25 protein-coding genes and 7 tRNA genes are annotated in these 26,961 nt (G+C 67.0%); 6 read left to right on the forward strand and 26 right to left on the reverse strand.

Annotation, left to right across the window (positions count from 1 at the left end; genetic code table 11):
- The 11 genes from NQ036_RS01465 to NQ036_RS01515 all read right to left on the reverse strand — a co-directional run bounded on the left by NQ036_RS01465 (position 1) and on the right by NQ036_RS01515 (position 5,384).
- On the reverse strand, positions 1-579 hold the full coding sequence (locus tag NQ036_RS01465; protein ID WP_257046472.1) for an HIT domain-containing protein: 579 nt from the start codon (positions 577-579) through the stop codon (positions 1-3).
- Positions 576-2,567, reverse strand: a complete 1,992-nt coding sequence (gene thrS / locus NQ036_RS01470) for a threonine--tRNA ligase (RefSeq protein ID WP_257056909.1) — start codon at positions 2,565-2,567, stop codon at positions 576-578. The genes NQ036_RS01465 and thrS overlap by 4 nt, the downstream gene beginning before the upstream one ends.
- 61 nt (positions 2,568-2,628) lie before the next feature.
- A complete protein-coding gene (locus NQ036_RS01475; RefSeq protein ID WP_257046473.1) occupies positions 2,629-3,426 on the reverse strand; it encodes a hypothetical protein in 798 nt (265 codons plus the stop codon).
- A 1-nt stretch (position 3,427) separates the two neighbouring features.
- Entirely contained in the window at positions 3,428-4,492 is a 1,065-nt protein-coding gene (locus tag NQ036_RS01480; protein WP_257046474.1) for a DUF4190 domain-containing protein, read from the reverse strand.
- Between the two features lie 172 nt (positions 4,493-4,664).
- Positions 4,665-4,736: transfer RNA gene (locus NQ036_RS01485), tRNA-Val, on the reverse strand.
- Positions 4,737-4,762: 26 nt separating this feature from the next.
- Positions 4,763-4,833: transfer RNA gene (locus NQ036_RS01490), tRNA-Cys, on the reverse strand.
- A gap of 48 nt (positions 4,834-4,881) precedes the next feature.
- Positions 4,882-4,954, reverse strand: a tRNA-Gly gene (locus NQ036_RS01495).
- Between the two features lie 31 nt (positions 4,955-4,985).
- Positions 4,986-5,058, reverse strand: a tRNA-Gly gene (locus tag NQ036_RS01500).
- A gap of 38 nt (positions 5,059-5,096) precedes the next feature.
- A tRNA-Val gene (locus tag NQ036_RS01505) sits at positions 5,097-5,168 on the reverse strand.
- Between the two features lie 47 nt (positions 5,169-5,215).
- Positions 5,216-5,287: transfer RNA gene (locus NQ036_RS01510), tRNA-Val, on the reverse strand.
- 24 nt (positions 5,288-5,311) lie between these two features.
- Positions 5,312-5,384 (reverse strand) — tRNA-Gly (locus tag NQ036_RS01515).
- A gap of 196 nt (positions 5,385-5,580) precedes the next feature.
- On the opposite strand from NQ036_RS01515, the gene NQ036_RS01520 reads away from it, so the two are divergent.
- Positions 5,581-6,105: a TIGR02611 family protein gene (locus NQ036_RS01520; RefSeq protein ID WP_257046475.1), complete on the forward strand. Its 525-nt coding sequence runs from the start codon at positions 5,581-5,583 to the stop codon at positions 6,103-6,105.
- A 25-nt stretch (positions 6,106-6,130) separates the two neighbouring features.
- Here NQ036_RS01520 and zapE read toward each other — a convergent pair whose 3' ends face one another.
- The 8 genes from zapE to hrcA all read right to left on the reverse strand — a co-directional run bounded on the left by zapE (position 6,131) and on the right by hrcA (position 13,948).
- Complete coding sequence (gene zapE / locus NQ036_RS01525; protein WP_257046476.1) at positions 6,131-7,147, reverse strand: cell division protein ZapE; 1,017 nt, start codon at positions 7,145-7,147, stop codon at positions 6,131-6,133.
- 39 nt (positions 7,148-7,186) lie between these two features.
- The gene (era, locus tag NQ036_RS01530) at positions 7,187-8,122 is read right to left on the reverse strand and encodes a GTPase Era (protein WP_257046477.1); all 936 of its coding nucleotides are present in this window, start codon (positions 8,120-8,122) and stop codon (positions 7,187-7,189) included.
- The gene (locus NQ036_RS01535) at positions 8,119-9,411 is read right to left on the reverse strand and encodes a hemolysin family protein (RefSeq protein WP_257046478.1); all 1,293 of its coding nucleotides are present in this window, start codon (positions 9,409-9,411) and stop codon (positions 8,119-8,121) included. Before NQ036_RS01535 ends, era begins: the two co-directional genes overlap by 4 nt.
- Complete coding sequence (gene ybeY, locus NQ036_RS01540; protein ID WP_257056870.1) at positions 9,412-9,891, reverse strand: rRNA maturation RNase YbeY; 480 nt, start codon at positions 9,889-9,891, stop codon at positions 9,412-9,414. It lies immediately after the preceding gene.
- Positions 9,888-10,859, reverse strand: coding sequence for a PhoH family protein (locus tag NQ036_RS01545; protein ID WP_306439893.1), 972 nt, complete (start codon positions 10,857-10,859; stop codon positions 9,888-9,890). Before NQ036_RS01545 ends, ybeY begins: the two co-directional genes overlap by 4 nt.
- Positions 10,860-10,996: 137 nt before the next feature.
- Entirely contained in the window at positions 10,997-11,746 is a 750-nt protein-coding gene (locus NQ036_RS01550; protein WP_257046481.1) for a 16S rRNA (uracil(1498)-N(3))-methyltransferase, read from the reverse strand.
- A 9-nt stretch (positions 11,747-11,755) separates the two neighbouring features.
- On the reverse strand, positions 11,756-12,889 hold the full coding sequence (dnaJ, locus tag NQ036_RS01555) for a molecular chaperone DnaJ (protein WP_257046482.1): 1,134 nt from the start codon (positions 12,887-12,889) through the stop codon (positions 11,756-11,758).
- 48 nt (positions 12,890-12,937) lie between these two features.
- Positions 12,938-13,948: a heat-inducible transcriptional repressor HrcA gene (gene hrcA, locus NQ036_RS01560; protein ID WP_257046483.1), complete on the reverse strand. Its 1,011-nt coding sequence runs from the start codon at positions 13,946-13,948 to the stop codon at positions 12,938-12,940.
- 162 nt (positions 13,949-14,110) lie between these two features.
- On the opposite strand from hrcA, the gene NQ036_RS01565 reads away from it, so the two are divergent.
- Positions 14,111-15,028, forward strand: coding sequence for a DUF3097 domain-containing protein (locus NQ036_RS01565; protein WP_257046484.1), 918 nt, complete (start codon positions 14,111-14,113; stop codon positions 15,026-15,028).
- 143 nt (positions 15,029-15,171) lie between these two features.
- Complete coding sequence (locus NQ036_RS01570) at positions 15,172-15,741, forward strand: DUF4870 domain-containing protein (RefSeq protein ID WP_257046485.1); 570 nt, start codon at positions 15,172-15,174, stop codon at positions 15,739-15,741.
- A 97-nt stretch (positions 15,742-15,838) separates the two neighbouring features.
- Here the strand turns inward: NQ036_RS01570 and hemW are convergent, their stop codons facing one another.
- Together hemW and lepA are read right to left on the reverse strand one after the other, a co-directional pair.
- Positions 15,839-17,062, reverse strand: coding sequence for a radical SAM family heme chaperone HemW (gene hemW, locus NQ036_RS01575; RefSeq protein ID WP_257056874.1), 1,224 nt, complete (start codon positions 17,060-17,062; stop codon positions 15,839-15,841).
- A 1-nt stretch (position 17,063) separates the two neighbouring features.
- Positions 17,064-18,938 (reverse strand): translation elongation factor 4, encoded by a 1,875-nt coding sequence (lepA, locus tag NQ036_RS01580; RefSeq protein ID WP_257046487.1) that lies wholly within the window; start codon positions 18,936-18,938, stop codon positions 17,064-17,066.
- Between the two features lie 75 nt (positions 18,939-19,013).
- Between lepA and NQ036_RS01585 the strand changes: the two genes are divergently transcribed.
- Entirely contained in the window at positions 19,014-19,712 is a 699-nt protein-coding gene (locus tag NQ036_RS01585; protein ID WP_257046488.1) for a type II toxin-antitoxin system PemK/MazF family toxin, read from the forward strand.
- 222 nt (positions 19,713-19,934) lie between these two features.
- Positions 19,935-20,195: a 30S ribosomal protein S20 gene (rpsT, locus tag NQ036_RS01590; protein ID WP_257046489.1), complete on the forward strand. Its 261-nt coding sequence runs from the start codon at positions 19,935-19,937 to the stop codon at positions 20,193-20,195.
- 93 nt (positions 20,196-20,288) lie between these two features.
- Here the strand turns inward: rpsT and holA are convergent, their stop codons facing one another.
- The 4 genes from holA to NQ036_RS01610 all read right to left on the reverse strand — a co-directional run bounded on the left by holA (position 20,289) and on the right by NQ036_RS01610 (position 25,336).
- Positions 20,289-21,299 carry a DNA polymerase III subunit delta gene (holA, locus tag NQ036_RS01595; RefSeq protein WP_257046490.1) on the reverse strand — a complete coding sequence of 337 codons (1,011 nt, stop codon included), beginning with the start codon at positions 21,297-21,299 and terminating at the stop codon, positions 20,289-20,291.
- Positions 21,300-21,334: 35 nt separating this feature from the next.
- Positions 21,335-23,611, reverse strand: a complete 2,277-nt coding sequence (locus NQ036_RS01600) for a ComEC/Rec2 family competence protein (protein ID WP_257046491.1) — start codon at positions 23,609-23,611, stop codon at positions 21,335-21,337.
- The gene (locus NQ036_RS01605; RefSeq protein ID WP_257046492.1) at positions 23,608-24,315 is read right to left on the reverse strand and encodes a ComEA family DNA-binding protein; all 708 of its coding nucleotides are present in this window, start codon (positions 24,313-24,315) and stop codon (positions 23,608-23,610) included. The genes NQ036_RS01600 and NQ036_RS01605 overlap by 4 nt, the downstream gene beginning before the upstream one ends.
- A gap of 127 nt (positions 24,316-24,442) precedes the next feature.
- The gene (locus NQ036_RS01610) at positions 24,443-25,336 is read right to left on the reverse strand and encodes a DegV family protein (RefSeq protein WP_257046493.1); all 894 of its coding nucleotides are present in this window, start codon (positions 25,334-25,336) and stop codon (positions 24,443-24,445) included.
- Positions 25,337-25,418: 82 nt separating this feature from the next.
- Between NQ036_RS01610 and NQ036_RS01615 the strand changes: the two genes are divergently transcribed.
- Positions 25,419-26,099: a hypothetical protein gene (locus NQ036_RS01615; protein WP_257046494.1), complete on the forward strand. Its 681-nt coding sequence runs from the start codon at positions 25,419-25,421 to the stop codon at positions 26,097-26,099.
- Here the strand turns inward: NQ036_RS01615 and nadE are convergent.
- On the reverse strand, positions 26,096-26,923 hold the full coding sequence (nadE, locus tag NQ036_RS01620) for an ammonia-dependent NAD(+) synthetase (protein ID WP_257046495.1): 828 nt from the start codon (positions 26,921-26,923) through the stop codon (positions 26,096-26,098). The genes NQ036_RS01615 and nadE overlap by 4 nt on opposite strands.
- Positions 26,924-26,961 lie beyond the last annotated feature (38 nt).

Raw genomic sequence — 26,961 nt, forward strand, 5'->3', positions numbered from 1 at the left:
TCAGGCGACTTCCTTCCATGCGCTCGAATAGAGTTCCCGCACCTGCCCGTGGACCTGCGGCAGAGCCTTGGTGTGGGCGACGATGGGCAGGAAATTGGCGTCCCCGCTCCAGCGCGGCACCAGGTGCTGGTGCAGATGGGCGGCGATTCCGGCTCCGCCGGCCTCACCCTGGTTGATCCCGATGTTGAAACCGTCGGGCCCGGACACGTGCCTGATCATCCGCATCGCGTGCTGCGTGAAATGCGCCAGCTCGAGGGTTTCGGCCTCCGTCAGATCCGGGTAATCGGCGACGTGGCGATACGGACAGATGAGGAGATGACCCGGGTTGTACGGATACAGGTTGAGGATCGCGAAAACCGTCTCACCACGTGCCACGATGAGCGACTCCTCGTCACTGTGGGCCGGTCCCGCACAGAACGGGCATTGATGTTCGGTTGCATCCTTCGGCTTGTCCTGCCCACCGATGTAGACCATCCGATGCGGGGTCCAGAGGCGTTGCAGGCCGTCCGGCTCCCCGGGGAACCCTGCAGCCGCCTCGGGTTCGGGCATTACGTTGCCGGCCCCATCGCGGACCGTCATACCTGGGCCTTGGTCTCGATGGCCTCGCGGATTCGGGCCACTGCCGCATCCACTGGCACCCCGTTGTCCTGGCTGCCATCGCGGAACCGGAATGAAACGGCTCCCGCGTCACGGTCCTCGCCGCCGACGATCAGCGTGTAGGGCACCTTCGACTTGCTGGCGTTGCGGATCTTCTTGGGGAAGCGGTCGTCGGAATCGTCGACCTCGACGCGCACCCCTGCATCGCGCAGGAGGGCGGCGATCTCCTGTGCGTAGTCCAGGAATTCCTCTGCCACCGGCACCAGGGTCGCCTGTACCGGCGAGAGCCAGACGGGGAAGGCCCCGGCATAGTGCTCGGTCAGCACCCCGAGGAACCGTTCGATCGAGCCGAACTTCGCGGAGTGGATCATCACCGGCTGTTTGCGGGTGCCGTCGGCCGCCTGATATTCCAGGCCGAAGCGCTCAGGCTGGTTGAAGTCCAGCTGGACGGTGGACATCTGCCAGGTGCGGCCGATCGCGTCTCGGGCCTGGACGGAGATCTTGGGACCGTAGAAAGCCGCGCCGCCCGGATCCGGGACCAATTCGAGGCCGGATTCGCGCGCCACCTTCTCCAGGGTCTCGGTGGCCTCACGCCACTGCTCGTCCGAACCGATGAACTTGTCCTTCTTCTTCCCGTCCTCATCGCGGGTGGACAGCTCGAGGTAGAAGTCGTCGAGGCCGAAGTCGCGCAACAGGCTGAACACGAAGTTCAGCAGATGACGGATCTCATCGGCCGCGCCCTCCTGGGTGACGTAGGAGTGTGAGTCGTCCTGGGTCAGCGCCCGGACGCGGGTCAGTCCGTGCACCACCCCCGAGGCCTCATTGCGATAGACAGTGCCGAATTCGAACAGGCGCAGCGGCAGTTCCCGATACGAGCGCCCACGCGACCGGTAGATGAGGTTGTGCATCGGGCAGTTCATCGCCTTGAGCCGGTACGGTGTGCCCTTCTTGAGGACCTCGCCGTTCTCACCGAGCACTTCGTCGACCGGCAGGGCTGGGAACATGTCCTCACCGTAGTAGGGCAGATGCCCCGAGGTGTAGAACAGAGTCTCCTTCGAGATGTGCGGGGTGCCGACGTATTCGAAGCCCTCTTCGATGTGCCTGCGGCGGACGTAGTCCTCCATCTCACGTTTGATCACCCCGCCCTTGGGGTGGAAGACGGGCAGCCCCGATCCCAGTTCCTCCGGGAAGGAGAACAGGTCGAGTTCAGCGCCCAACTTACGGTGGTCGCGGCGCTCGGCCTCCTTGATCCGGTCCTGGTAGGCCTTGAGTTCGTCCTTGGTCGCCCAGGCCGTACCGTAGATCCGCTGGAGGCTCGCATTGTCCTGGTCACCGCGCCAGTAGGCGGCCGAGGACTTGGTGACGGCGAAGCCGTTGCCGATGTACTTCGTCGAGGGCAGGTGCGGGCCACGGCACAGATCCTGCCAGACGACTTCGCCCTTGCGGTTGCGGTTCTCGTAGACGGTCAGCTCGGCACCGCCGACCTCCACCGAGGACTCATCGTTCCCATGGCCCTTGTCGGTGATGAGTTCCAGTTTGAACGGCTCATCGGCCATCCTGCGACGGGCCTCAGCTTCATCGACCACGACGCGGTTGAAGGTCTGGCCCTCCTTGACGATCCGCGCCACCCGCTTCTCGATCTTCTTGAGGTCTTCGGGGGTGAAGGGGTTCTCCACCTGGAAGTCGAAGTAGAAGCCGTCGGTGATGTAGGGCCCGATTCCCAGTTTAGTGCCCGGGAACAGTTCCTGCACGGCCTGGGCCACCGCGTGTCCGGTGGAGTGGCGCAGGATGTCGAGTCCGGCCTGGTCGGCCAGGGTGATGGGGGCGATATGGTCGCCGACGGACAGTTCCCTGTTCAGATCGGCCGGCGCCCCGTTGAGCATGATCGCCACAACATCCCGACGATCCTCGAACACCGTTGTGCCCGTCATTCCCTCTACGAACGGAATGGGATTGTCGTCAAGGTACATGACTTCTGACACGGATGTACTCCTAGGTGATGAGAGTCGGACTCTAATGGATACGTCGATTCTATCCGCGCACGCGGTAGGGATTGTCGCGGGCACCGTCGAAGGTCAGCCGCAGGTCCAGGGAACCGATCGCTTTTTTGGGCACCGCGTAGGCCATTCGGAAGGTCTTCGACTTGCCGGGGGCGATCGATTCGTTGAAGGGTTCGACGCCGGAGAGCGCCATGGCTTCCGAGTACACGTCATAGCAGTGTTCCCCTGCGGCACGGCAGTACATTGCGGGATAGCCGGGGGAATAGGAGCGCTTCGAGTCGTTGACGATGCGCACGTAGACCATCGCGACGGTCTTACCCGCATATTTCCCAGGCTGGGCGTCGTCCGGAGCGGACTCCGCACGGACCGCCGTGCGCAAGGTCACACCCGAGTTCAGGTGTGCCCGATGTGCGTCCTGCGGGAAGTCGATCCCCGTCTGCGGACGAGTCCCCTGTGCAGTGGGCGAGGGTTCCGCCCGTGGCTCGTCGGCCTCATCGGTACCCAGCCGTTTATGAGCGGCGTTGAAATGGTACCCGGGGACCTCATGACCGAACATCCCCGCCATGGACAACCCCACCTGGCCGACCATGGTCAGGCAGCCCAGCCCCACCGACAGGGCCGTCAACCCAGCCACCCACGCGGTACGCCGGCCCCGGCCGACCCCGGCCAGTGTCCCCAGCACCACGGCTGCGGCCCCCAAGCCGATGACCAGGGCATCGAACCGACTCGTCGCAATACCCCAGCCCGCGGCCAGGGCCGTTGCCAGGCCCGCCAGCCCGAGCAGCCCACGAATCACTCCGGCCACCGGAGTCTCACCCCTGCCGGTCATCTCAGCCGGCGAAGGTGAACTTCAGGGTTTTGCTGCCATCGGCACCGCCGACGAACCGATACTCCAGCGCTACGTCCTTCTGCTGATCGGCCGGAACCGTATAGGCAACCTCGAAAGTACGGGATTGGCCGGCCGCGACCTCCTTGGTGAAGCTCAGCTGGCTGATCAGTTCACCGTCCTTGAAGTCGGTGACAGCCTTGCACTCCTTACCGCCATAACTGCACTTCGCGATCGGGAAGGAGGGCTTGTACGTGCTGCTGGTGGTGTTCTTGAGCGTCACCGTCGCCAGGGTCACCTGCTTGCCCGCAATGTCCTGCGGTTGCGCCGACTGGCTTGCGGTGAAGGAGGACAGTTTGACCGACATGCTGACGCCCTTGGCCAATTCGGCGGTGCCGTTTTCGGCTTCCACCGCGTCGTCGCCGGGGGCCGGCTGCGCAGCGGGCGCCGTTGCCTGATCGTCCTCCCCACCGGGGGCGGCGGCCGGGGCCTGTGTCGGCTGACCGTAACCGTCGGCGGTGGACTCCTTGCAGGTGTTCTCCGAGCTCGACCAGTAGTGGCCGGGTTCGTTGCTGCACTCCTCGGCCTTGCTCGCAGCGCCGAGTCCCACGACCACGCCCACGATCAGCACAATGGTACCCAGTAGGCCCAGCACCGTGGTGATGGCGCCCGCGATAACACCCGTCAGCGCCTGTCCCCGGTTGTTCGCCGTACCGTTCTTGACATTCTTCAGGCCGATGCAGCCCAGGATCAGACCGACCACGCCGGCCAACCAGATGAGGATGCCGACGAGGCCCAGGATCATCGCCCAGAGGCCGACGCCGTTCTTCTCCGAACCCGCCTGCGGGCCCTGCGGACCTCCGGGGTAACCGGTCGGACCATACGGCGGATAGTCCCCTCCCCCGTAATTACCGCCCTGATAATCGCCGGTGGTGCCATACGCCTGAGTTCCGTAGTCCGCCTGCGGTTGCCCATACGGGCTGCTCTGTCCCGCGTACGGATCCGTCGGACCGCTGCCCTGCGGCACCCCATACGGGTTGGGCTGATTGGGATCGTAAGGCTGACTCATCGAATACTTCCTCGTCTACAAGAACCTGGTAGGGATGCCGCGCCGATCAAGGGGCCACCGGGATCGCGGACGATGCACCACTACCCTACCCGACTGCGTTCGGGGGCCCACGAACCGGGCGAACATACAAAAAAGCGGCCCCGTAGGACCGCTTGACTGAGCACACTGTGTGTGCGCGATACTGGGATCGAACCAGTGACCTCTTCCGTGTCAGGGAAGCGCGCTACCGCTGCGCCAATCGCGCTCATGACGAGCTATTCAGTTGTTACGAGGTGGCGACGGGATTCGAACCCGTGTATACGGCTTTGCAGGCCGCTGCCTCGCCTCTCGGCCACGCCACCAGGTTGGGTTGCGAACCCACTACCAAGAGTCTGAAACTCCGGCACGCGAGCGGATGACGGGACTCGAACCCGCGACCCTCACCTTGGCAAGGTGATGCTCTACCAACTGAGCCACATCCGCATGATTGTGCCCGGGGTTTGAACCCCACGCGAGCGGATGACGGGACTCGAACCCGCGACCCTCACCTTGGCAAGGTGATGCTCTACCAACTGAGCCACATCCGCACTGTTCACACTGGCGTCGATGACTTCCGACACCATCGTGCGCGATACTGGGATCGAACCAGTGACCTCTTCCGTGTGAAGGAAGCGCGCTACCCCTGCGCCAATCGCGCATGATCGAATCATGCATATTCTATTATCACAGTGAATCTCTTCACCGTGCGCGATACTGGGATCGAACCAGTGACCTCTTCCGTGTCAGGGAAGCGCGCTACCGCTGCGCCAATCGCGCCCATGTTACACCGTAGGGCAACCGAGCGGATGACGGGACTCGAACCCGCGACCCTCACCTTGGCAAGGTGATGCTCTACCAACTGAGCCACATCCGCATGTCGTTCCGGCCGCCTTTCGGCTTGCCTCGCAACGAAATTAAACTCTATACGACGGTATCCGCACATGCCAAATCGTGTGGACATGACCCTGATCACAGAGATGCCGAAGGGTGGGCATTCAACGCGCAGGATCTCATCGACCGTCCACCGGATTCCCGGGAAACCACGACCGTGGACCAGTAAACTGCCGACTATGAGCACCGATGAGGCGACCACCCGCCCGGTCATCCCCCCTGCGGACACCCGCGTACCGGCACCGGCTTCCCCCACCGCGGCGCGCCCCACGCGCGGTGTGCCGGCCACACGGGCCCAGTGGTTCCGCGTCACCCGCCTGCATGCGCTGCGCACCCGGCGCCGGATCCACTCCAACCGACACGTCTCGCGGGTCTACCGTGTCAGCGTCGGTGTGGTGGGGGCACTCGTCATCGTCGCCGGCCTCATCATGGTCCCACTGCCCGGACCCGGCTGGCTCGTGGTCTTCTGCGGCATCGCGGTCATCGCCAGCGAGTTCGCCTGGGCGCACCGGTTGCTGTGCTGGGCGCGCCTGAAGCTCCATGTCTGGACGCGCTGGTTGGCAGCCCAACCCCGTTGGGTGGGTCTGCTGATCGGCACCGCCACGTGCGTGTGCGTGTGCGCCTGTGTCTGGGGTGTGCTGCGCCTGGCGGGGATCCCCGATTGGGTCCCCGCCCGGCTGGCCCACCTCACCCTGCTCGACTGAGTACCGGTGAGCCGACCCCGCGTGTTCAGGACTCCGCGTTGGCCAGCGCAGTCAGGCGCGAAAGGCAGCGCAGGTACTTCTTCTTGTATCCGCCGGCCAGCATCTCGGGGGTGAAAACCGCATCCAGCCGGGCTCCCGTGTTCTTGATCTCCACGGCGCGGTCGTACATCCGGTCCACCAGTGCCACGAAGCGCAGTGCGACATCCTGACTGGGGATCGTGGCGACATTCGACCAGGCCGCAGCCGTGACGGTGCCGAGCATACGCCCGTACCGTGATGGATGGACCTGTCGCAGGTGTTCCAACAGCGCCTCGAAATCGTCGACCGCGACCTCGCCGTCGACCGTGCCGACATAGTCGGACAGGCCCTGCGCATCCAGGGGTTCGGGCGGGGTGGGTGCGCCACGGTGGCGGTAATCATCGCCGTCGATCGAGAGGATTTCGAACTGATCGGCCATCGCCTGGATCTCGCGTAGGAAGTCCTGGGCTGCGAACCGTCCCTCCCCCAGCGCACCGGGCAGGGTGTTGGAGGTCGCGATGATCTTGACCCCGGCATCGGCGATCTCCCGCATCAGGCGGGTCATCATCATGGTGTCACCCGGATCGTCGAGTTCGAACTCGTCGATGCACACCAATCGCATCCCAGACAACACGGTCTTCGCCTGCTGGAATCCCAGGGCGCCGATCAGGTTCGTGTACTCGACGAAGGTACCGAAGGCAGCCGGCTTGTCGTTGGCGTGCCAGGCCGAGGCCAGCAGGTGGGTCTTGCCCACACCATAGCCGCCGTCGAGGTACACCCCGCGAACGGCCGGGGCCTTCTTACCGCCGAAGAGCCGGCCCAGCAGGCCGGGGCGCTTCGCGCCGGCACCGGTGAAATCGCTCAGCTTGTCCCGCGCAGCGCTCTGACTCGGCTGCGTCGGGTCCGGTCGGTAGGAGTCGAAGGAGACGTTCTCGAACTGCGGCGGGGGCACCAGCCCCGCCACCAGTTCGTCCGGGCTGACCCGGGGATTACGGTCGATCAGGTGCACAGTCGTAGAACTCACAAGCAACCAGTGTAGCCGGGGGCCCGACCACCGGATCCGCTAGGAGAAGTCAAAGCCCAGACGGCCCAGCTGTTTGGGATCCCGCTGCCAGTCCTTGGCGACCTTGACGTGGAGGTCCAGATAGATCGGCGTGCCCAGGATCGCCTCGATCTCCGAGCGCGCCTGTGACCCGATCTGCTTGAGCCGTGTGCCCCGCCGACCGATGATGATGGCCTTCTGGCTGTCGCGCTCCACATAGAGATTCACGTGCACGTCCCACAGGGGGCGGTCCTGGGGCCTGCCCTCGCGCGGGCCCATCTCCTCGACCTGCACAGCCAGGGAGTGCGGCAATTCGTCGCGTACCCCTTCGAGGGCGGCCTCCCTGACCAGCTCGGCCACGAGCACGGATTCGGGTTCATCGGTCAGGTCCCCGTCGGGGTACAGTGGCGGGCTGTCCGGCAGGTGTTCGGACAGCACCCGATCGACGGTATCGACCTGGAAGTCGCCCACGGCCGAGACCGGGACGATGTCGGCGAAGTCGTAGAGTTCACCGACGGCCAGCAGTGCTGCGCCGACCTCCTCCCGCGAGACCTTGTCGGTCTTGGTCACCAACGCGACCACCGGGGTGCGCCCGGCCACCTTCTTCAACTCCGCTGCGATATAGCGATCGCCGGGGCCGATCTTCTCATCGGCCGGCAGGCAGAACCCGATGACATCGACCTCGGACAACGTCATGGCCACCAGGTCGTTGAGCCTGGCCCCCAACAGGGTCCGTGGTTTGTGCAGCCCTGGCGTGTCCACCAATACGGTCTGATGATCCGGCCGGTGGACGATCCCGCGGATCGTGTGCCTGGTGGTCTGCGGTTTGGCCGAGGTGATGGCCACCTTGGCGCCGACCAGGGCATTCGTCAGGGTCGACTTGCCCGTATTGGGCCGTCCGACGAAACAGGCGAAGCCGGCCCGGAAGCCCTCGGGGACTTCGGCGAATAGGCTCATTGGTGTTGTCCTTCCTCGGTGTGTGCGGCCGGAGGTCCCACACGGGTGATGATGACGTGTTCGACGCGGTGGCGTCTGCCCTGTCCGGCCTCGGCGGTGATCCGCAGACCGGCGATCTGCGCCGTGGATCCGGCGATCGGCACCAGCCCGATGAGCGTCGTGAGCAGGCCGCCGACCGTGCTGACGTCCTCCTGATCGATGCGGACGTCGAAGAAGTCGGCCAGGTCCTCGATCTGCATGCGCACGGAAACGCGGAAGGTCCCGGGTTCGAGCTCTTCGATGTCGGCATCCTGATGGTCGTACTCGTCGTCGATCTCGCCGAAGATCTCCTCGACGATGTCCTCGATGGTCACGACCCCGGCGGTACCGCCGTATTCGTCGACGACGACCACCACGTGCCGGCTCTCGGCCTGCATCCGGTGCAGCAGCGCGTCGACGGCGACCGTGTCCGGGACGAAGGGGACCTGCCTGGCCAGCATCCAGGCCGGCTCGGCATCGTCCTCGGGATGGACGTGGACGCGCCTGACCACGTCCTTGAGGTAGAGCACCCCGCGCACATCGTCCATATCCTCGCCAATCACCGGGATCCGGGAGAAGCCCGAGCGCAGGAACAGGCTCAGCGCCCTGCGCAGCGGCGTTTCGGCGTCGAGCACGACCAGGTCGGTGCGCGGCACCATCACCTTGTAGGCCCTGGTGTCGCCCAGATTGAACACGCTTTCGATCATGTCGCGTTCATCGTCCTCGATGACGTTTCCGGCACTCGCCCGGTCGACCAGATCGCGCAGCTGGGACTCCGAGACGAAGGGACCGTCACGATAGACCCGATCGGGGGTGAGCATATTGCCCAGCCACACGAACACCCTGGCCACAGGCCCCAGCGCCCGGCGGAGTCCGAAGACGACTCCGGACAGGGCGAGGCTGACCTGCGTCGAGCGGCGCCGGCCGATCGTGCGCGGCGAGACCCCGGAGATCACGAACACCGCGATCGCAGCGGTCAGCACGCTGGCCAGCATCACCTCCCAGGCCTGCCCGAATGCACCCGTGTAGCCATAGACGATGAACACCGTGGCCCCGGCCTCGAAGAGCATCCGGGTGAAGATGAGCACATTGAGGTGGGTTGGCAGGTCGCCGAGGATCCGCAGGGTCCGGTCGGCGGCCCGGCTGCCCTCGGCGGCCAGGTCGGAGATCTCATGATGGCTGACCACGGAGAGCGCGGCGTCGACCGCCGCCAGGCAGGCCGCCAGGCCCAGCGCGCCCAGCGCCGCCAGGAAGAACCAGAGGATCGTCACCTAGTCCTCCGTGGGTTCCGGAATCGAGGTCCGGCCGGGTTCGCGTTCGGCGAACCAGGTCAACAGCAGTTGACGCTGATACCCGAACATCTCCGCCTTCTCCTGCGGCTGCGCGTGGTCAAACCCCATCAGGTGCAGCATCCCGTGAACGGTCAGCAGAAGGATCTCGTCCATCGTCGAGTGCCCGGCGGCCAGCGCCTGCCGGCGCGCCACCCCGGGATCGATGACGATATCGCCCAGCACTCCCTCGCCCTGTTCGCCGGGCCGCAGCTCGTCCATCGGGAACGACATCACATCGGTGGTGCCGGGCAGATCCATCCAGCGCATGTGCAGATCGGCCATCGCCGCATCGCCGATGAAGGTCACCGAGACGTCCACCAGCGGATTGATCCGCATCTGCGCCAGCACATGCGTGCACAGCCGGTGGACCTCGTCGAGGTCAACCGCGGAATCGGTCTCATTGGCCAGCTCGATGCTCATCGGCTTCTTCTCCCCTTGTTGCGCGGATGGTTCTCCCCCGGCGTGTGCGCCAGCGTCCAGTGGTCGTAGGCGTCCACGATCGCCGTCACCAGGCGGTGGCGCACGACGTCCTTGCTGGTCAGTTCCATGAAGGCGATGTCATCGACGCCGGAGAGGATGTCGCCGGCCGCGCGCAGCCCAGAGCGGGTGCCGCCCGGCAGGTCGACCTGCGAGGTGTCGCCCGTGATCACCATCGTCGAATTGAGGCCCAGCCGGGTCAGGAACATCTTCATCTGTTCGAAGGTGGTGTTCTGTGCCTCATCGAGGATGATGAAGGCGTCGTTGAGGGTGCGCCCTCGCATATAGGCCAGGGGCGCCACTTCGATGACCCCGGTGTCCAACAGCGTCTTGATGTGGTCGGGATCGATCATATCGTGCAGTGCATCGTAGAGCGGCCGCACATAGGGGTCGATCTTCTCGTCCAGGGAACCGGGCAGGAAGCCCAGGTGCTCCCCCGCCTCGACGGCCGGCCTGGTCAGGATGATCCGCGCCACCTCACGGTGCTGCAGAGCGGTGACGGCCATGGCCATGGCCAGATATGTCTTCCCGGTACCGGCCGGGCCGGTGCCGAAGGTGATCGTGTGGTTCCGGATCGCATTGACGTACTGGTGCTGGCCGAAGGTCTTGGGCCTGATCGACGTGCCCCGGTGGGACAGGATGTTCGCCCCCAGGACGTCGGCGCCTGCCGCGGGCTCGCCCCATAGGCGTTCCACGGTCTCCGGATCGTTCGGCTGGCCCGCCGCCGCGAGTTTGCGCATTTCACCCAGGACGCGGACCGCTGCGTCGACATTCGCCTGCGATCCGGTGACGGTCACGTCATGGCCACGGACATGGAACCGGGTGTCGCCGGCCAGGGCCTCGAGGCGACGCAGTCCCGCATCTGCTGGACCGAACATCGCGACGGGGTCGACCTGGGCTCCGATGCTCATGCGCACCGTGACGGCCTCGGCCGGAGTCTCCGTGGTGCTGGGGGTCGTGTCTGCTGACTGAGTGTGCAGGGGGTTGTCCTTCCTGATGAGCCCGCCGGATTCCGCGCCCAGTCTACCGGTCCCGGCCACGCCCGGAATCATGCCCAACGGCCCAGGGCGACCTGGGCGATGCCGAGTGCGACGGGTCCTGCGGTCGAGGCCCGCAGAATCGTCGTGCCCAGCAGCGCCGGCCGGGCTCCGGCCGCCTGCAGCGCGGCGAGCTCGGCATCGGAGATCCCGCCCTCGGGTCCGACGACGAAGACGATCCTCTCCAGGTCCTCGGGCAACTGTGCCAATACCCGCGGCAGGTGCTCCTGCGCTGTTTCGTGCAGCACGATGCAGGCATCGCCGGGCCCCAGCTTGCCGGCCAGCGAGGTGCCACGGACCAAGTCGTGCAGAACGGGGACCCTGGACCGGCGGGCCTGCAGGGTGGCCGCCCGGAGAGTGTTGAGCCACTTCGCATGGGACTTCGCGGCCTTCTTCGCCGGCCAGTCGACGATCGAGCGCTGGGCCGCCCACGGCACGACCTCGTCGACGCCGACCTCGCAGGCGGCCTCGATCCCGGCCAGATCGCGGTCGCCCTTGGCCAGGGCCTGGACCAGGACCAGTGCGGGGCGCGGGGCGGGCTCCTGCACACAGGTGCGAACCCGCAGGCTCAGTGCCTCCGGGCTCGCGGTCTCGATGACTCCGCTCAACCGCAGACCGGCGCCGTCGATGATGTCCACCTCAGCGCCGGGGCCGAGTTTGCGCACGCGCACGGCATGGCCGGCCACTTCCGGGCCGAAACCCAGCAGATCGCCGACGGCGCCCGGCTGGGCGAAGGTCGACAGGAAAACGGGAGCTGTCATGTGCGCGCCTCAGCGTCCGGCGAACTTGTCGCGCAGGCGGGAGAAGGGGCCCTTGGCGTGCTTCTCGGCACTGGCATCGACCAGGCCGGAGGCATCGTGCTCGCCGCGCATTCCGGCGAGGCGCTCGAGCAGCTCCCGCTGTTCCTCGGTGACCTTCTGCGGAGTCTGCACCAGAATCGTCAGGACCAGATCGCCGCGGCTGTTACGGCGCAGCCGGGTTGCGCCCAGGCCGGCCAGCCGGGTCTGCGTGCCCGATTGGGTGCCGGCCTCGATGTCGACCTCGCGCGGCCCGTCGAAGGTGTCCACCGTGACGCTTGTGCCCAGGGCCGCTGCCGTCATCGGCACCCGCAGGGTAGCGCGCAGATTATCGCCATCACGGCTGAACACGGGGTCCTCGGCGACGGCGACCTCCAGGTGCAGATCCGCCGCGGGGCCGCCCCATGGCCCGACCTCGCCCTGCCCGGTCAACAGGATCCGGGTGCCCTCGCGGACTCCACCGGGGATCTTGACGCTGAGCGTGCGCTCGGTGCGCACACGGCCCTCGCCATGGCAGGAATTGCACGGATCGGGGATCACGGTGCCGAAACCCTGGCAGTTCGAGCACGGCTGGTTCGTCACCATATTGCCCAGCAGGGTGCGGGTCGTCTGGCGCACGGAGCCCTGCCCGTGGCACAGCGAGCAGGTGTCGTAGTCGGTACCGGGGCGGCAGCCGGAGCCGTCGCAGGTCTCGCACCGGGCCGCGGTCGAAATCGACAGTTCCTCGGTCCCCCCGAACACCGCGGTGCGCAGGTCGATCTGCAGGTCGACCAGGGCGTCCTGACCGCGCTGCGCGCGCGGGATCGGGCCACGGCCGGCTCCTGCTCCCCCACCGAAGAAGGTCTCGAAGATATCGCCGAAGCCCCCGAAGCCGGCGCCGCCGAAACCACCGGCCGCCTGGCCGTACTCGCCACCGCCGTTATCGTAGTTGCTGCGCTTGACCGGATCGGAGAGCACCTCGTAGGCCACGGAGACCTGTTTGAACTCCTCTTCGTGTCCGGGGTTGACGTCCGGGTGGAGCTTGCGCGCCAACTTCCGGTAGGCCTTCTTGATCTCCTCGGGCGCCGCGTCGCGCGCCACGCCCAAGGTCTCATAGTGATCGCTCACGTGTTTCCTTCGTCTTGAGTCGTATCGGATGCTTGTCTCCGCGCCCGCCTAGTCGGACAGGATCACGGATACGTACTTGGCGACCGCGCGCACCGCGGCCATCGTGGTCGGGTAATCCATTCTGGTGGGGCCGAGCACCGCCAGCCTGGCCCCGGCTTCCGGCCCCCCATAGGGACTGGCGATCACGGAGGTCGAGGAGAAGGACTCCAGGTCGTTCTCATGACCGATCCGCACCGCCACGGGTTCGGAATCCTGGGCCATCGAGGACAGCAGCCGCAGGAGCACGACCTGCTCCTCGAAGGCGTCGAGCAGCGGGGCGATCTGCGAGAAGAACTCGCCGCCGGCGCGCGCCAGGTTGGCGGTGCCCGCCATCAACAGACGGTCCTGCCTGCCGAGTCGGGCCAGGTCCTTGAGCACCTCGGCGAGCCGGGCGCCGGCCGCTGCGTGCTCGGCGGGCACCTGGAGGTCGTCCAGGGCTGTGTCGATCCGGGCCAGCCGGACCCCGCGCAGCGCCCGATTGACACCATCGCGCAGAGCCGTGGGATCCACCGGCACCACGTCATCGCCCAAGTCGACCACGCGCTGTTCGACCTGGCCGGAATCCGTGATGAGGACCGCCAGCAGGCGGCCCGGAGTCAATTCGACCAGTTCGACGTGGCGCACCCGGGTCTGCGAGGCCGTCGGGTACTGGACGAGCGCGACCTGGTGGGTCAGCCCCGAGAGCAGCCGAACGGTGCGCTCGAGCATATCGTCGATGTCGACCGGTGCCTGGAGAACCCGGGAGATGGCACGGCGTTCGGCCGTCGACAGGGGCTTGACGTCGTCGAGTCTGTCGACGAACACGCGGTAGCCCTTATCGGTGGGAATCCGGCCGGCCGAGGTGTGGGGCTGGGCGATCAGACCGTCCTGTTCGAGCGCTGCCATGTCATTGCGAATAGTGGCCGGGGACACCCTCAACCCGTGCCGGTCCACCAGCGCCTTCGAGCCCACCGGTTCATTGGTCGCCACGTAGTCCTCGATGATCGCCCGCAATACCCGATTCCTGCGGTCGTCGTTCACGGCCCCTCCTCAACTGACACGGTGTCGGCGGCTGCGTCCCCCACATTGGCACTCGAACACCCGGAGTGCCAATTCTACGCCGCGGACCCTGCGGGCCAAAATATCGTCGCTCACATCGGGTGGCTCCCACACCCGAACGGGGAACCGAGCTAGATTGGTGGGGTGACATTCACCGATCCCTATGGCCGCGATGTGCTCTCCGGAGGCCGCAGCGCCCACCGCAGGCCGAGTTCCCAAAAGGTGCCCGCCGACCCCGGCCTGGTCGTCGAGGAGGTCGCCACCGGTTTCGTCGGCGCGATACTGCAGGTGCAGAAAGCCCCCGGGGGCTTCTCCGTGGTGCTCGAGGACCGCATGGGCACGCGGCGCGCCTTCGAACTGGGCGCAGGCTTCTGGATCGACGGCCGTCCGGTCGAATTAACCCGGCCCAAGCACAGGGGACCCGAATACAGGATCGGTGCCGATGGCGCACCGGGAGCGCGCCGGACCCAGGCGGGGCCCCCTCCGGGGCGGACCGCCTCCGGGTCGATCGCAGTACCCGAGAGCCCCGCCCGTGTGGCCAGGCCCAGCCGGATCTGGGTCGAGGGAAAGCACGATGCCGAACTGGTGGAGAAGATCTGGGGCGAGGACCTGCGCTATGAGGGCGTGGTCGTCGAACCCCTGGGCGGCCTCGACGTGCTCGCCGAGCGGCTCGCCGAGTTCCGGCCCGATGCGCAGCACCGGGTCGGAGTGCTGGCCGACCACGTGGTCAGCGGCTCGAAGGAGTCCAGAATCGCCGCCGAGGTCATGTCCCACCGCGCCTACTCCGGCAGCGTCCACATCATCGGTCACCCGTTCATCGACATCTGGGCCGCCGTCAAACCCGCGGTGGTCGGCATCCGGGCCTGGCCCGAGGTCCCCAGGGGCGAGGACTGGAAACTGGGCACCCTGGCCCGGATCGGCTGGCCCCACGCCGACCACCGCGATACGGCCAGGGCCTGGGCGAGGATCCTGCGCAGTGTGAGCACCATGGGAGATGTCGATCCCGCGCTGTCCGGCCGGGTCGAGGAACTCATCGACTTCGTCACAGTCGGGCACTCCTGAACACGCGCCCCGACCTTGGAAAAGGCTTTGAATAGCACTCGTAGCGCCGGATTTGCCAAACCCCATGTGGTACCCGGCGTGGTGCGCCGGGTAGGGTGTGCTCAGTACGACACCGTCCCGCAGCCGATTCGAGGAGGAAGACCATGAGTCAGGACCCCCACAACGAACAGCCCGAGCAGAACGCTCTCGGACAGAACTACGGACAGGGATACGGGCAGAACCCGGATTACGCCCAGAATCCGCAACAGAACTACGGCCAGCCGGGCTATGGACAGCCCGGCGCCCAGTCCTACTACCAGCCGGGCCAGCAGCCCTTCACCGGCCCGCAGGCCTCGACCCAGTTGCCCGAGGGCGTCTACGGCGAGGGCTCCGAGGCCTTCTGGCGGGCCAGCCCGAACGATCGCACCACAAGCCTGTGGGTTGGGATCGGACAATTGTTGACCGGCTGGATCGTGCCCCTCATCCTCTTCCTTGTAAAGAAAGATGAGTCAGCATTCGTCAGGGAACACAGCAGGCAGGCGCTGAATTTCGGGATCACCATTGTCATTGCCAATGCTGCAATCTCCATCATCACAGTGGTCACATTCGGCATCGGTGGGATTCTCTACTTCGCAACAGCAATCGTGCAGATCGTCTTCGGCATTCTGCAGGCTGTTGCCGCCAACAAGGGCCAGGGATACCGTTACCCCATGACCATCCAGTTCATCAAGTGAACGCACCGCGAGTGTGAGCCGCACCTGCGCAACCGAGGGCCCCGGAGTAATCACTCCGGGGCCCTCGGTGTTCTGTGCCGGGGCCGCCGCATGGCGTTCAGATCAGCAGATCGCTCAATTCCCTGACCATGTAGTCGGCCATCAGGCGCCCGGAGACAGTGGGCGCGAACCAGATCGGATCGTCCTCCAACAGACCCATCCGCTCGAACCGGTTCAGGTACGCCGTGGCCCCATCCGGCAGCGAATCGCGCCGCAGGCCATGTTCGATCCGCGCTGCCAGCATGATCCGCTCGACTTCCCGGGTGTCCGGTCCGAGGACTTCCCGGCCCACTGCCGGGGACTGGCCCGCTGCCAGCCGGGCCGCCCAGGCACGCGGATGCTTCGCGTTCCAGAATCGGGTGCCGCCCACATGCGAATGGGCGCCGGCGCCGAACCCCCACCAGTCGCCCTCCTGCCAATAGGCGAGGTTGTGCCTGCAGCGGGTATCCGGGCCAGTAGAAAAATTGCTGACCTCGTACCAGTGCAGTCCAGCGGCCGCGAACAGCGCGTCCGCCAGTTCGTACTTATCGGCCAGATCGTCCTCATCGGGCATCGGGAGTTCTCCACGGCGCACCTGCGACCCCATCTTGGTGCCGGGCTCCACGATCAGCGAGTACGCCGAAATATGGTCGGGCTCGTTGGCCAGGGCGACTTCCACAGAGCGCCGCCAGTCTTCCAGTGACTCCCCCGGGGTGCCGTAGATCAGGTCGAGGCTGACCTGCAGGCCGGCGGCCTTGATCCACTGCACGACCTCGGGAATGCGCCGCGGATCGTGGGTCCGATCCAGGGTCTCCAGCACGTGCGGCACCGCCGATTGCATGCCCAGGGAGATCCGGGTGAAACCCGCGGCGGCCAGGGTGTCGATGTACGCAGGTGTCAGGGTGTCGGGGTTGGCCTCGGTGGTGACCTCGGCCCCGGCGGCCAGGGGCCAGCGCTCCTGCAGGTCCTGCAGCACGCCGGCCAGCACCTCGGCCGCCAGCAGGGTGGGCGTGCCGCCGCCGAAGAACACGGTGTCCAGGGGCCGCCTCGCCACCCCCGCCCGGTTGAGCACTCCTGCGGCAAGGTCCATTTCCGCGGCGATCCCCGCCCGGAAGTCCTCCCGGTTCGCACCGGGGCCCAGATCCGTCGAGGTATAGGTGTTGAAATCGCAGTACCCGCAGCGCACGCGGCAGTAGGGCACGTGGACGTAGGCGCTCCAGGTCCGTTGTGCACTGCCCTGTGCCACGCCGGCGGGCAGAGCGCCCGTGAGCGGCGGGATGTCGCCGATGGGCTGGGCCGGCACCCTACTTGTCCTTGCCCTTGCCGTCCTTGGAGCCGCCGCCATCGGAGGACAGGGCTGCGATGAAGGCCTCCTGCGGGACCTCGACGGAACCCACCATCTTCATCCGCTTCTTGCCCGCCTTCTGCTTCTCCAACAGCTTGCGCTTACGGCTGATATCGCCGCCGTAGCACTTCGAGAGCACGTCCTTGCGCATAGCCCTGATGGTCTCGCGCGCGATGATGCGCGAGCCGATGGCCGCCTGGATCGGCACTTCGAACTGCTGGCGCGGGATCAGGCCGCGCAGCTTCCCGGCCATCTCCACCCCGTAGGCATAGGCCTTGTCCTTGTGCACGATCGCGGAGAACGCGTCCACTGCGTCCCCGTGCAGCAGGATGTCGACCTTCACCAGGTCCGCTGCGGCCTGGCCGTCGTCGTTGTAGTCCAGCGAGGCGTAGCCCTTGGTCCGGGATTTGAGCTGGTCGAAGAAGTCGAAGACGATTTCGGCCAGCGGCATCCGGTAGCGCAATTCGACACGGTCCTCGGACAGGTAGTCCATCCCCTGCATCTGTCCGCGCTTGGACTGACACAGCTCCATCACGGCGCCCACGAACTCGCTGGGGGTCAGGATCGTGGCCTTGACCATGGGTTCGCGGACCTCTTTGATCTTGCCGTCGGGATACTCGCTGGGGTTCGTGACCTCGCGGGCACTGCCGTCCTCCAGCGTCACCTGATAGACCACGGATGGGGCCGTGGCGATGAGGTCGAGGCCGAATTCCCGCTCCAGCCGCTCCCGGATGATCTCCAGGTGCAGCAGGCCCAGGAAACCACAGCGGAAGCCGAAGCCCAGGGCGGCCGAGGTCTCCGGTTCGTAGACCAGGGCGGCATCGTTGAGCTTGAGCTTGTCAAGGGCATCGCGCAGGTCCGGATAGTCCGAACCGTCGATCGGGAACAACCCGGAGAACACCATCGGTTTGGGATCCCGGTAGCCGCCGAGGGCCTCTTCTGCGGGCTTGCGCGCATTCGTCACGGTATCGCCCACGCGGGACTGGCGGACGTCCTTGACGCCGGTGATGAGGTAACCGACCTCGCCCACGCCCAGTCCATCCGAGGGGTGAGGCTCCGGGGTCGAGGCGCCGATCTCCAGCAGTTCGTGGGTGGCGCCGGTGGAGAGCATTTCGATCTTCTCGCGCGGGGCCAACTTGCCATCGACCACGCGGACGTAGGTGACGACCCCGCGGTAGGTGTCGTAGACGGAGTCGAAGATCATCGCCCGGGCCGGCGCATCGGGGTCGCCCACCGGCGCGGGGACCTCGCCGACGATCTTGTCGAGCACCGCGTCCACGCCCTCGCCGGTCTTACCGGACACGCGCAGGCAGTCCTCGGGCTCGCAGCCGATCAGATTGGCCAGTTCCTCCGCGTACTTCTCCGGCTGCGCCGCCGGCAGGTCGATCTTGTTGAGCACGGGGATGATCGCCAGATCGTTCTCCAGCGCCAGATACAGATTCGCCAGGGTCTGGGCCTCGATACCCTGTGCCGCGTCGACCAGCAGCAGAGTGCCCTCGCAGGCGGCCAACGAGCGGGAGACCTCATAGGTGAAGTCGACGTGACCGGGGGTGTCGATCATGTTCAGCGCGTACGGGGTGCCGTCGACCTCCCATGGCATGCGAACGGCTTGGGATTTGATCGTGATGCCGCGTTCACGTTCGATGTCCATCCGGTCCAGGTACTGCGCGCGCATATCGCGGGGCTTGACGACGCCGGTGATCTGCAACATCCGGTCGGCCAGGGTCGACTTCCCGTGATCGATATGGGCGATGATGCAGAAATTGCGAATCAGTTCGCTGGGCGTGGCGGCGACGCGAATTCGCGCGGCTGACGCCTCACTCACCTGGGGCATGTGGCGTTCATTCCTTTACTCGATGGGACATCCCATTGTTTCACGAACCGGGTGCGCACACATAACCTTGAGGACATGGATTGGAAGAAGCTAGGGAATCGACTGCTGCGCGCCGGGGCCAAGGAGGGCGTCAAGCTCGCCAGGAAGGCGCTCGAGGATCCGAAGACCCGCCAAAGCGTCGCGGGCCTGCTCACCGGACCCGCTCGCGACACCGACAAGGACACCCGTGGGGACACCAGTTCCAAGCCCCCGCGCGCCGCGCAGCAGAACACAGGACGGACTACCCCCGCGGTCACCGGGCGCGAGGATTATCAGAGTGGTCGGACCGCGCAGCGCTCCGCTCCCAAACAGGGCTTCCCGCACCGCCCGTCCGGGGGCTACCCTGGTGATTTCACCGGTACGGTCAAGCCCCAGTACGCCCCCGACCTGGACGGCGACGCCGATCCCGGCGAGGTCGTGTGGGCCTGGGTGCCCTTCGAAGAGGACCCTGGACAGGGCAAGGACCGTCCGGTGTTGATCGTCGGCCACGACGGACGCTGGCTGCTGGGCCTCATGCTCTCGAGCAAGGACCACGTGCCCGGCGGGGTCGGCGACATCGACGAGACCCGCAACGCCCGCTGGCTCAATGTGGGCGCGGGCGATTGGGACGCGCAGCGGCGGCCTTCGGAGATCCGGCTCGATCGGATCATCCGGATCAGTCCATCCGGGGTGCGCAGGGAGGGCGCCATCCTCCCGATGGAGCTCTACTCGCTGGTTGCCAAGAACATCGAATGAGCGGCCGCGGCGCTAGTCGCGCACAGCACATCCGCTGAGCCCTGCGCAGCCGGTCCGCCATGTAGAATAGGTGATTGTGTATCCGCCAAGGCGTGTGTCTCGCCGTGGTCGGGCGGAATCACCCCGGTACGTCTGGGGCCGTTGTGTTTCCCCGCAGCGGGCCCGCGCAGTCGTCCGGGAGCCCTCACGACCAAATGTAAGCCGATAAGCAAAGGTACTAAATTGGCAAATATCAAGTCCCAGATGAAGCGGATCCGCACGAACGAAAAGGCCCGCCTGCGCAACAAGTCCGTGCGCAGCGAGGTCCGTTCCGCCATCCGCGCCGTCCGTGAGAACATCACTGCCGGTAAGAAGGACGAGGCACAGGCCACTCTCCAGGTTGCTTCGCGCAAGCTGGACAAGGCCGTTTCCAAGGGTGTGCTGCACAAGAACAATGCGGCCAACCACAAGTCGAAGCTGGCCAAGCAGGTCAACGCCCTCTGATCGTTGATCCGCTGAACAGCTGTTCGGCCCATGGGGGTTCGACCCCTGGAGACCATCGGCGCCGTCACCTCGGGTGACGGCGCCGATGTGGTTTCACCGTCGGGTCCGCGCCAGCTGGGAGACCCTGAACACCAGCCGTTCGACCGCATACACGGGGTCGCGACCACCGCCCTTGACGGCTTCGTCGGCGGCTGCCGCATGCAGGATCGCCTCCCCCAGCGCCACTTGGTTCCACGAGCGCAGGTCCCGCTTGGCCCGATCGATCTGCCAGGGCGCCATCTTCAGTTCCGCCGCGTTCTCCCCCACCGAACCGCTGAGCCCCTGGACCTTCGCCAACTGACGCAGTTTGAGCGCTACCGCGGCGACGATCGGCACGGCATCTGTGCCGGTGGCCAGGGCGTGGCGCACCAGGGTCAGGGCTTCGGCGGTGTGGCCGGCCACCGTGGCATCGGCGACCTTGAACCCCGTGGCCTCCACCCGCCCGCCGTAGTATTTATCGACCAGTTCGGTCGTGATGACGCCATCGGTATCGGCCACCAACTGGTCGATCCCGGCGTCCAGTTCGCTCAGGTCGGATCCGGTGGCCACCAGCAGGGCCTCGAGCGCCTGGGGGTCGATCTTGCGCCCGGCCCTGGTGAACTCCCTGGCCGCGAAGTCGTGTTTGTCCTTCTCCGTCTTGACCGCCAACGCGTCGACGGCGGGATACCCGGCACGTTCCAGGGCCTTCGTGAGCTTCGCCCCACGGTTGCCACCGGAGTGTTTGAGGATGAGCACCGCGTCCTCGTTGACATCGTCGAGATAGGCCAGGGCGTCGGTCAGGAACGCGTCCGACATCCCCGCCAGATTGTCGACGATGACGAGCTTGTCCGCGGAGAACAGCGAGGGCGCACAGGCCTGCAGCAGATCCCCGCGTTCGCACCTGGCCGCATCCAGCCGGGTCGTCTCGAAATCCCCCTGTTTGCGCACGGCGCCCACCAGACGGTCCTGAGCTTTGCGCACCAGCACCGCTTCCGGACCTGAGATCAGGATCACGGGCGCCGGCTTCGCCTTCTGCCAGGGAATCAGGTTCGATTTCTTCGCGGATCTCGCATTCTTCGCTGCCACATACCCAAGCGTAGTGCCATGGCCGGACACGCCCGTCATCCCCCACAACCACGGGTTCCCCGCAGGCCACCGTCGACATCGAGGACGATCGTGCCGCACACGTCGGTGCGCAGCACCGGAACCTGTCCGAAGGCCTCCAGCGCGGCCCGGGTCGGATGGCCGTAGCGGTTCTCCCCCACCGAGACCACGCCGGCGGCCGGACCCGCCCCAGCGAAGAAACCCGGATCAATATCGGCCGATCCGTGGTGTGGGGCGATGAGGACGTCCACCCGCCCGAAGGTGCCGGCGAGACGACGCTGTTGAGCGGCTCCGATATCGCCGGGGACCAGTACGGTGCGGTCGGCCACCATGATCAGGAAGACCAGGGACTCGGCGTTCCCGTCGGCCACCCGGCCGTCGGCTGCCGGGACGGTGCTGTCGGGACGCGGCCACAGGACCCGCCAGGATACCTCGGTACCGGGCAGCGAGAACGCGGCACCGGCGCGCAACGGCTGTGCCGACCGTCCGGTGATCGCCTCGGCACGGCGGGCGCGGTCATCGTCGGCCAGGGGCGCGCTGATCCACAGTGCTTCCACCGTACGCCCCCTGACCGCGCCCGACAGCCCCTGCACGTGATCCGCATCGAAATGTGAGAGGGCGACCCAGACGTGCTCGGCCCGCAAATCGCGCAAGCAGGAGTCGACTGCGGCGGGGTCGCGCCCGGTGTCGATCAACAGAACCCGGCCGGGGCCCAACGAGACCGCGGTGGCGCTGCCCTGACCGACATCGCAGACTGCCACCGTCCAGTGTCCGAGCTGGGCCCGGGGCGCCAGCGGGAGCACCAGGCCGGCAACCAGCGCCGCCGCTGCCACGGGCAGGCTCCAACGCCACAGCCGCAGCCTGCGGAGACAGGCTGCGGCGAAGGCCGCAGTGATCAGTCCGGCCAGTGCCAGGCCCAGGGGACCCGCCGGCCAGGGCAGCACGGCCCCTGGCAGCTCCGCACCGATCCGAGCGAGTTCGGCGATCCACCAGGACGGCAATGCGCCCAACTGGGCCAGCGCCCACCCACACCAGTCGATGCCAGGCAGCACACCGGAACCGAGGCCGCAGACCAGCGCGCCGAGCCCCAGAATGGTCGCAGGGGCCACCGCGGGCCCCGCCAGCAGATTTGCCACGACCGACCATGCACTGGGTGCCGAACCCAGGGCCACGAGCACCGGCAGCACCGCTATCTGCGCGCACAGTGGAACGGCCAGTGCCGCGGCAACCGGAAGCGGCAGGCGGGCCCGGCGCAGGGCGTCCGTAACGGGCCGGCCCAGCACGATCAGGCCCGCGGTGGCAGCAGCGGAGAGGATGAAGCCCGCGCTGACGGCCAGTTGTGGAGCGACGATGACGAGGACGAGCAGGGCGGTGCAGAGCACGGCAGGGGTATTGCGGCCGGTCTTCCGGGCCAGGGCCAGGGTGCCGGCCAACCCCATGGCGGCCGCGCGGAGGGCCGATGGTTCCGGTCCGACGATGAAGACGTAGGCCAGGCCGATGGCAGTGGAGACGGCCAGAATCGCGCCCCTGCGCCGGGTCAGGTGGCGTAGGACCCAGACCGCGGTAACCGTGATGAGGGTGATGTTGGCCCCGCTGACGGCCATAACATGGCTCAAGGAGACGATCTTCATCTGTTCGGCCAGCAGTTCGTCGACCGCAGCGGTATCGCCGATCACGAGGCCAGGCAGCAGGCGGGTGCCCGCGTGCCCGGTACCCGCGGCATCCGCCAGGAAACTGCGCAGGTGCGCGCGCAGACGCCAGGGAGCACCGGGCGGACCGAGGGTGGCGGGCCGGCTGTCGGTGAATGCCGTAATGCGCGGCCCGGCTGTCTTCAGGTCGGCGTCGAGCATGATGCGGCTGCCCGCCGGCGGGAGTCCGGCACGGCTCAGAATCTCCAGTGAACCACGCGGGGTGTGAACCGATCCCCGGTGCATACCGCCGGGCGTCTGCACGGGGTCGGACACGATGAGGGCCGCGCCCCGGTAGTGGTCGTCACCTGTCGGCATGGCGAGCAGGTGGGCCGCGACGAGACCCGCGGCCAGCGACGCCAGCAAACAGGTGGAGGCCGCCCACGCCGCCGGACGGGTCCGCCGCCGGCGGAGTGCGAGCGCGGCCAGGATCGCACAGACCACGGCGAGCAGAGCGGTGTGGCGGGGGTTCCCCGGTACTGCCGCCGCCGACCAGGCGGCCACGGTAGCCACCAGGAGGCGCCAGGTGGCCGCCCTGTGCAGGAGCGCCGCGCTCAGCCGTCCGCCGGCGGAGTCAGGGTCCCGGGGTGCGTGACGCCGTCTCATATCCGGGCGCGGTCCTTGAGCCCCTCGACTGTCTTCTGACCGATGCCGGAGACCTCGGTGAGTTGGTCCACACTCGTGAAGGGGCCGTGTTCCTCGCGGTGGGCGACGATCGCTGCGGCGGTCACGGGTCCGATGCCGGGGAGCGCCTCGAGCTCCGCTGCTCCCGCTTTGTTGATGTCGACGCTACTGTTGTTCTGCGTTCCGGACACCGCGCTGTTCTCCGCACGGCCGGTCGGCGGCGACCCGCGGGGTGTGACGACGATCTGTTCCCCGTCCACGAGGATGCGGGCCTGGTTGATGGAGGCCTCATCGGCTTTCTTCGTCATCCCTCCGCAGGCCCGCAGGGCTTCGGCCACGCGCGCCCCGGCAGCCAGTTCGACCACACCGGGCCGGGCCACCTCGCCGACGATGTGGACGGTCACGGCACCGGCCCGGTCGGCCGTGGGCCCGGCAGTGGAGGTCACGATCGGGGCCGGCGCCTCCGTAGTGGTCTGTGGCGGGGCGTTGAGGTACCGCAACAGGAGCAGCCCGATGACGGCGGCGAGGACCAGCGCGCCGATGAGGAGGAGCACCCGACGGCTGGGGACGGGGCGGGTGGCGGGCAGGAGGTCCGCGAGTTCCGGATCCTCGTCGGCCGGGTCCCAACCATCGCGGCGGGTGCGGCCCAGCAGGCTGGAGATGCGGTCTTCGGGCGATCGTGACATGCCGCAACGCTAGATCCGCGGATTCCGGCCCGCCAGGACGCCCGGTGCGCCTGTGGACGCCAGGGAGTTGTCAACAGTCCGGTGATGCGCTGTTGCACCCTCCTGTGACCTGCGGCGGGTCCGGTGCTCAGGGCAGGGTCTGGACGATGATCCCGGTGGTTCCCGGCCCCACATGGGCGGTGATGACGGTGGACAGGATCTCCTCGCGCACGCGCGTGCCTGTCGGGAGTTCGGCTTCGTCCACAAGCTCGCGCAGCCGGGTGAAGCCCGCACCGGCCTCTGCTGCACTCGCCTCCGCGTGCAGGAGGACGCATTCGATTCGGCCACCGCCTGCGGCGAGTTCGCGCGCCCGCCCGACGGCCGAGTCCACCAGGCGGGCGATCGCCCGGGAACTGGTGCGTACCCGGGCCAACGGGGTGACTTCGCCGGCGTCCAGGGTCAGGACGGGCACGATGGACAGCGCCCGGCCCAGCAGACTGGCCGCCCGGCCGATCCGCCCGCCGGCTCGCAGGTACTCAAGCGAAGCGGGCACGAAGTAGGCGCTCGTCTCCTCCGCACACCAATCGCGCAGGGTTCGTTCCAACACGGAGGCCCCGGTGTGTCGACCGGCCACCGCAATCGCCACGGCTCCGGCCAGACCGGCCGCGGCGGTCTGCGAGTCCACCACGACGACGGGGACCTCGCCGGCGGCGCCGGTGGTGCTGCTCGCGGCCGTATGGGTGCCGGAGAGCCTGGCCGAGAGAGTGAGCACGACGATGGCCTCGGATCCGGCTCGCACGAGTTCGCGGTATGCCTGTGCGAAGGCCGCCGCAGGAGGCTGCGACGTCGTCACGCGGGCCCCCGAGGCCATCGCGGTCGTGATGTCGTGGGCGCTCCACTGCCGGTCCGGGCGCTCGACTCCGGCCACGGCAACGGTCAGGTCCACTATGCGCAGGCGCCCGTCGAGCTCTGCGGTGAAGGTCTCCACCTGTTCCTCGCTCAGGCGGGCTGTCGAGTCGACGACCAATCCCAGTTTCTGCATGGTGCCCAGCCTAGTCCGGAATTCCCCGGCTTTACGGCAGGCCGGGCACGGCTGCGCGTCGTTCCTTGGATACGCTGGTGGGGTGAAGACCCTCTTGGATTACCTCGTCAATTCCCCGACTGCGGCCGTGTCCGGTGTACTCGGCATAGCGGGCGTCGTCGTGGCCCTCATTCCCGGGCTGCACTCCTGGGCCTGGTTGTTCCTCCTGGTACTGGCGCTGCTGCTCCTGGCCGGTCTATTCGCCTTGGCAGGCGAATGGCGCAGGACACAGGCCAAGATCGACGATCTGCACACCGAGCTGGCCACGGCACGCGCGCAGATCGGCGGGTTGACGGCCGTCAGCTCACCGGAGGACGACGAACAGATGGATCAGGCCCCGGCCCGGGAGATTCTGGGGCTGCTGCCGACTAGCGGCGGGATCATCGAGCACCTGCGGATCCAATCGGGTCCCTCGGGCTTCACGACGGCAGAGCTGGCCCCGGTGCGCACCCTGGTCGACGATTACACGAAGACGGCGTTCAGCACGCACGCGCTGCACGCGGCGTTCATGGAACTCTATCGGTGTTCGGCGGCACTCTTGGCGTGGATCGACAAGCAGACGAAGTCGACCGAGGACGGACTCGAGCTCATCCCCGGTGATCAACGCGATGGCGGGTGGCGGGAGTTCGCGCAGGTGCGGACCCGCGGGGCGGATCTGGCCGGTGATTTTCTCGCTGCGCGACAGGCCTTCGAGACCGCCGCTCTGGAAGCCGAGGTCCTCTAGAACCTGATCCACCAGTTGTCCCCCGGACACACCGGGGGGCGGCGTTTGTGCACCGTGTTCTGGAACCTGATTTCAAGGGCCTCGGTGACCGCATCGGCCACGGGGGCGCCTTCGAGGAAGTCGTCGATCTGCGCATAGGTCAGGCCCAGGGCCTCCTCATCGGGCTGACCAGGGGCACCGTCGAGCAGATCGCCGGTGGGTTCCTTGACCCACAGGCGCTCCGGGGCGCCCAGGTGCTCGAGCAGGCTGCGACCCTGGCGTTTGTCCAGGCCCGCGAGCGGGCTGACGTCGGATCCACCGTCACCGTGCTTCGTGAAGAAGCCTGTCACCGCCTCGGCGGCATGCCCTGTGCCCACGACCAGGAGGTTGTGCTCGCCGGCCAGTGCGTAGAGCGCCACCATGCGCATTCTGGCCTTGACATTGCCCTTGGTGAAATCGCTCATGGCCGTGCCCACGCTATCCGCGAACTCGGCGGACAGTCCGTCGACGGCGCCTGCGACGTTGAATGCCAGCTGCTGGTCGGGCCGGATGAAGTCCAGGGCGGTGCGCGCGTCGTCCTCATCGGCCTGGACCCGGTAGGGCAGGCGGACCGCCAGGAGAGCGGCGTCTTCGCCGCGCCTGCGCAATTCTTCTGCGGCCAGCTGGCACAGACGTCCGGTCAGGGCGGAGTCCTGCCCGCCGGAGACGCCGACGACGAAGCCCCGTGCACCGGTCGTCAGGCAGTACTCGACGAGGAACTGCACGCGGTGCGCCACCTCGAGCGCCGGATCTATCCGGGGCCGGACACCCAACAGCGAGCGGATCTCTGCTGCGGAAAAACTCATGCTCTTACGATATCCGCGTTCTGTATCCCAAATGTTTC

This window comes from Brevibacterium sp. 91QC2O2, assembly GCF_024580695.1.
In the GTDB taxonomy this organism is placed as follows: Bacteria; Actinomycetota; Actinomycetes; order Actinomycetales; family Brevibacteriaceae; genus Brevibacterium; species Brevibacterium moorei.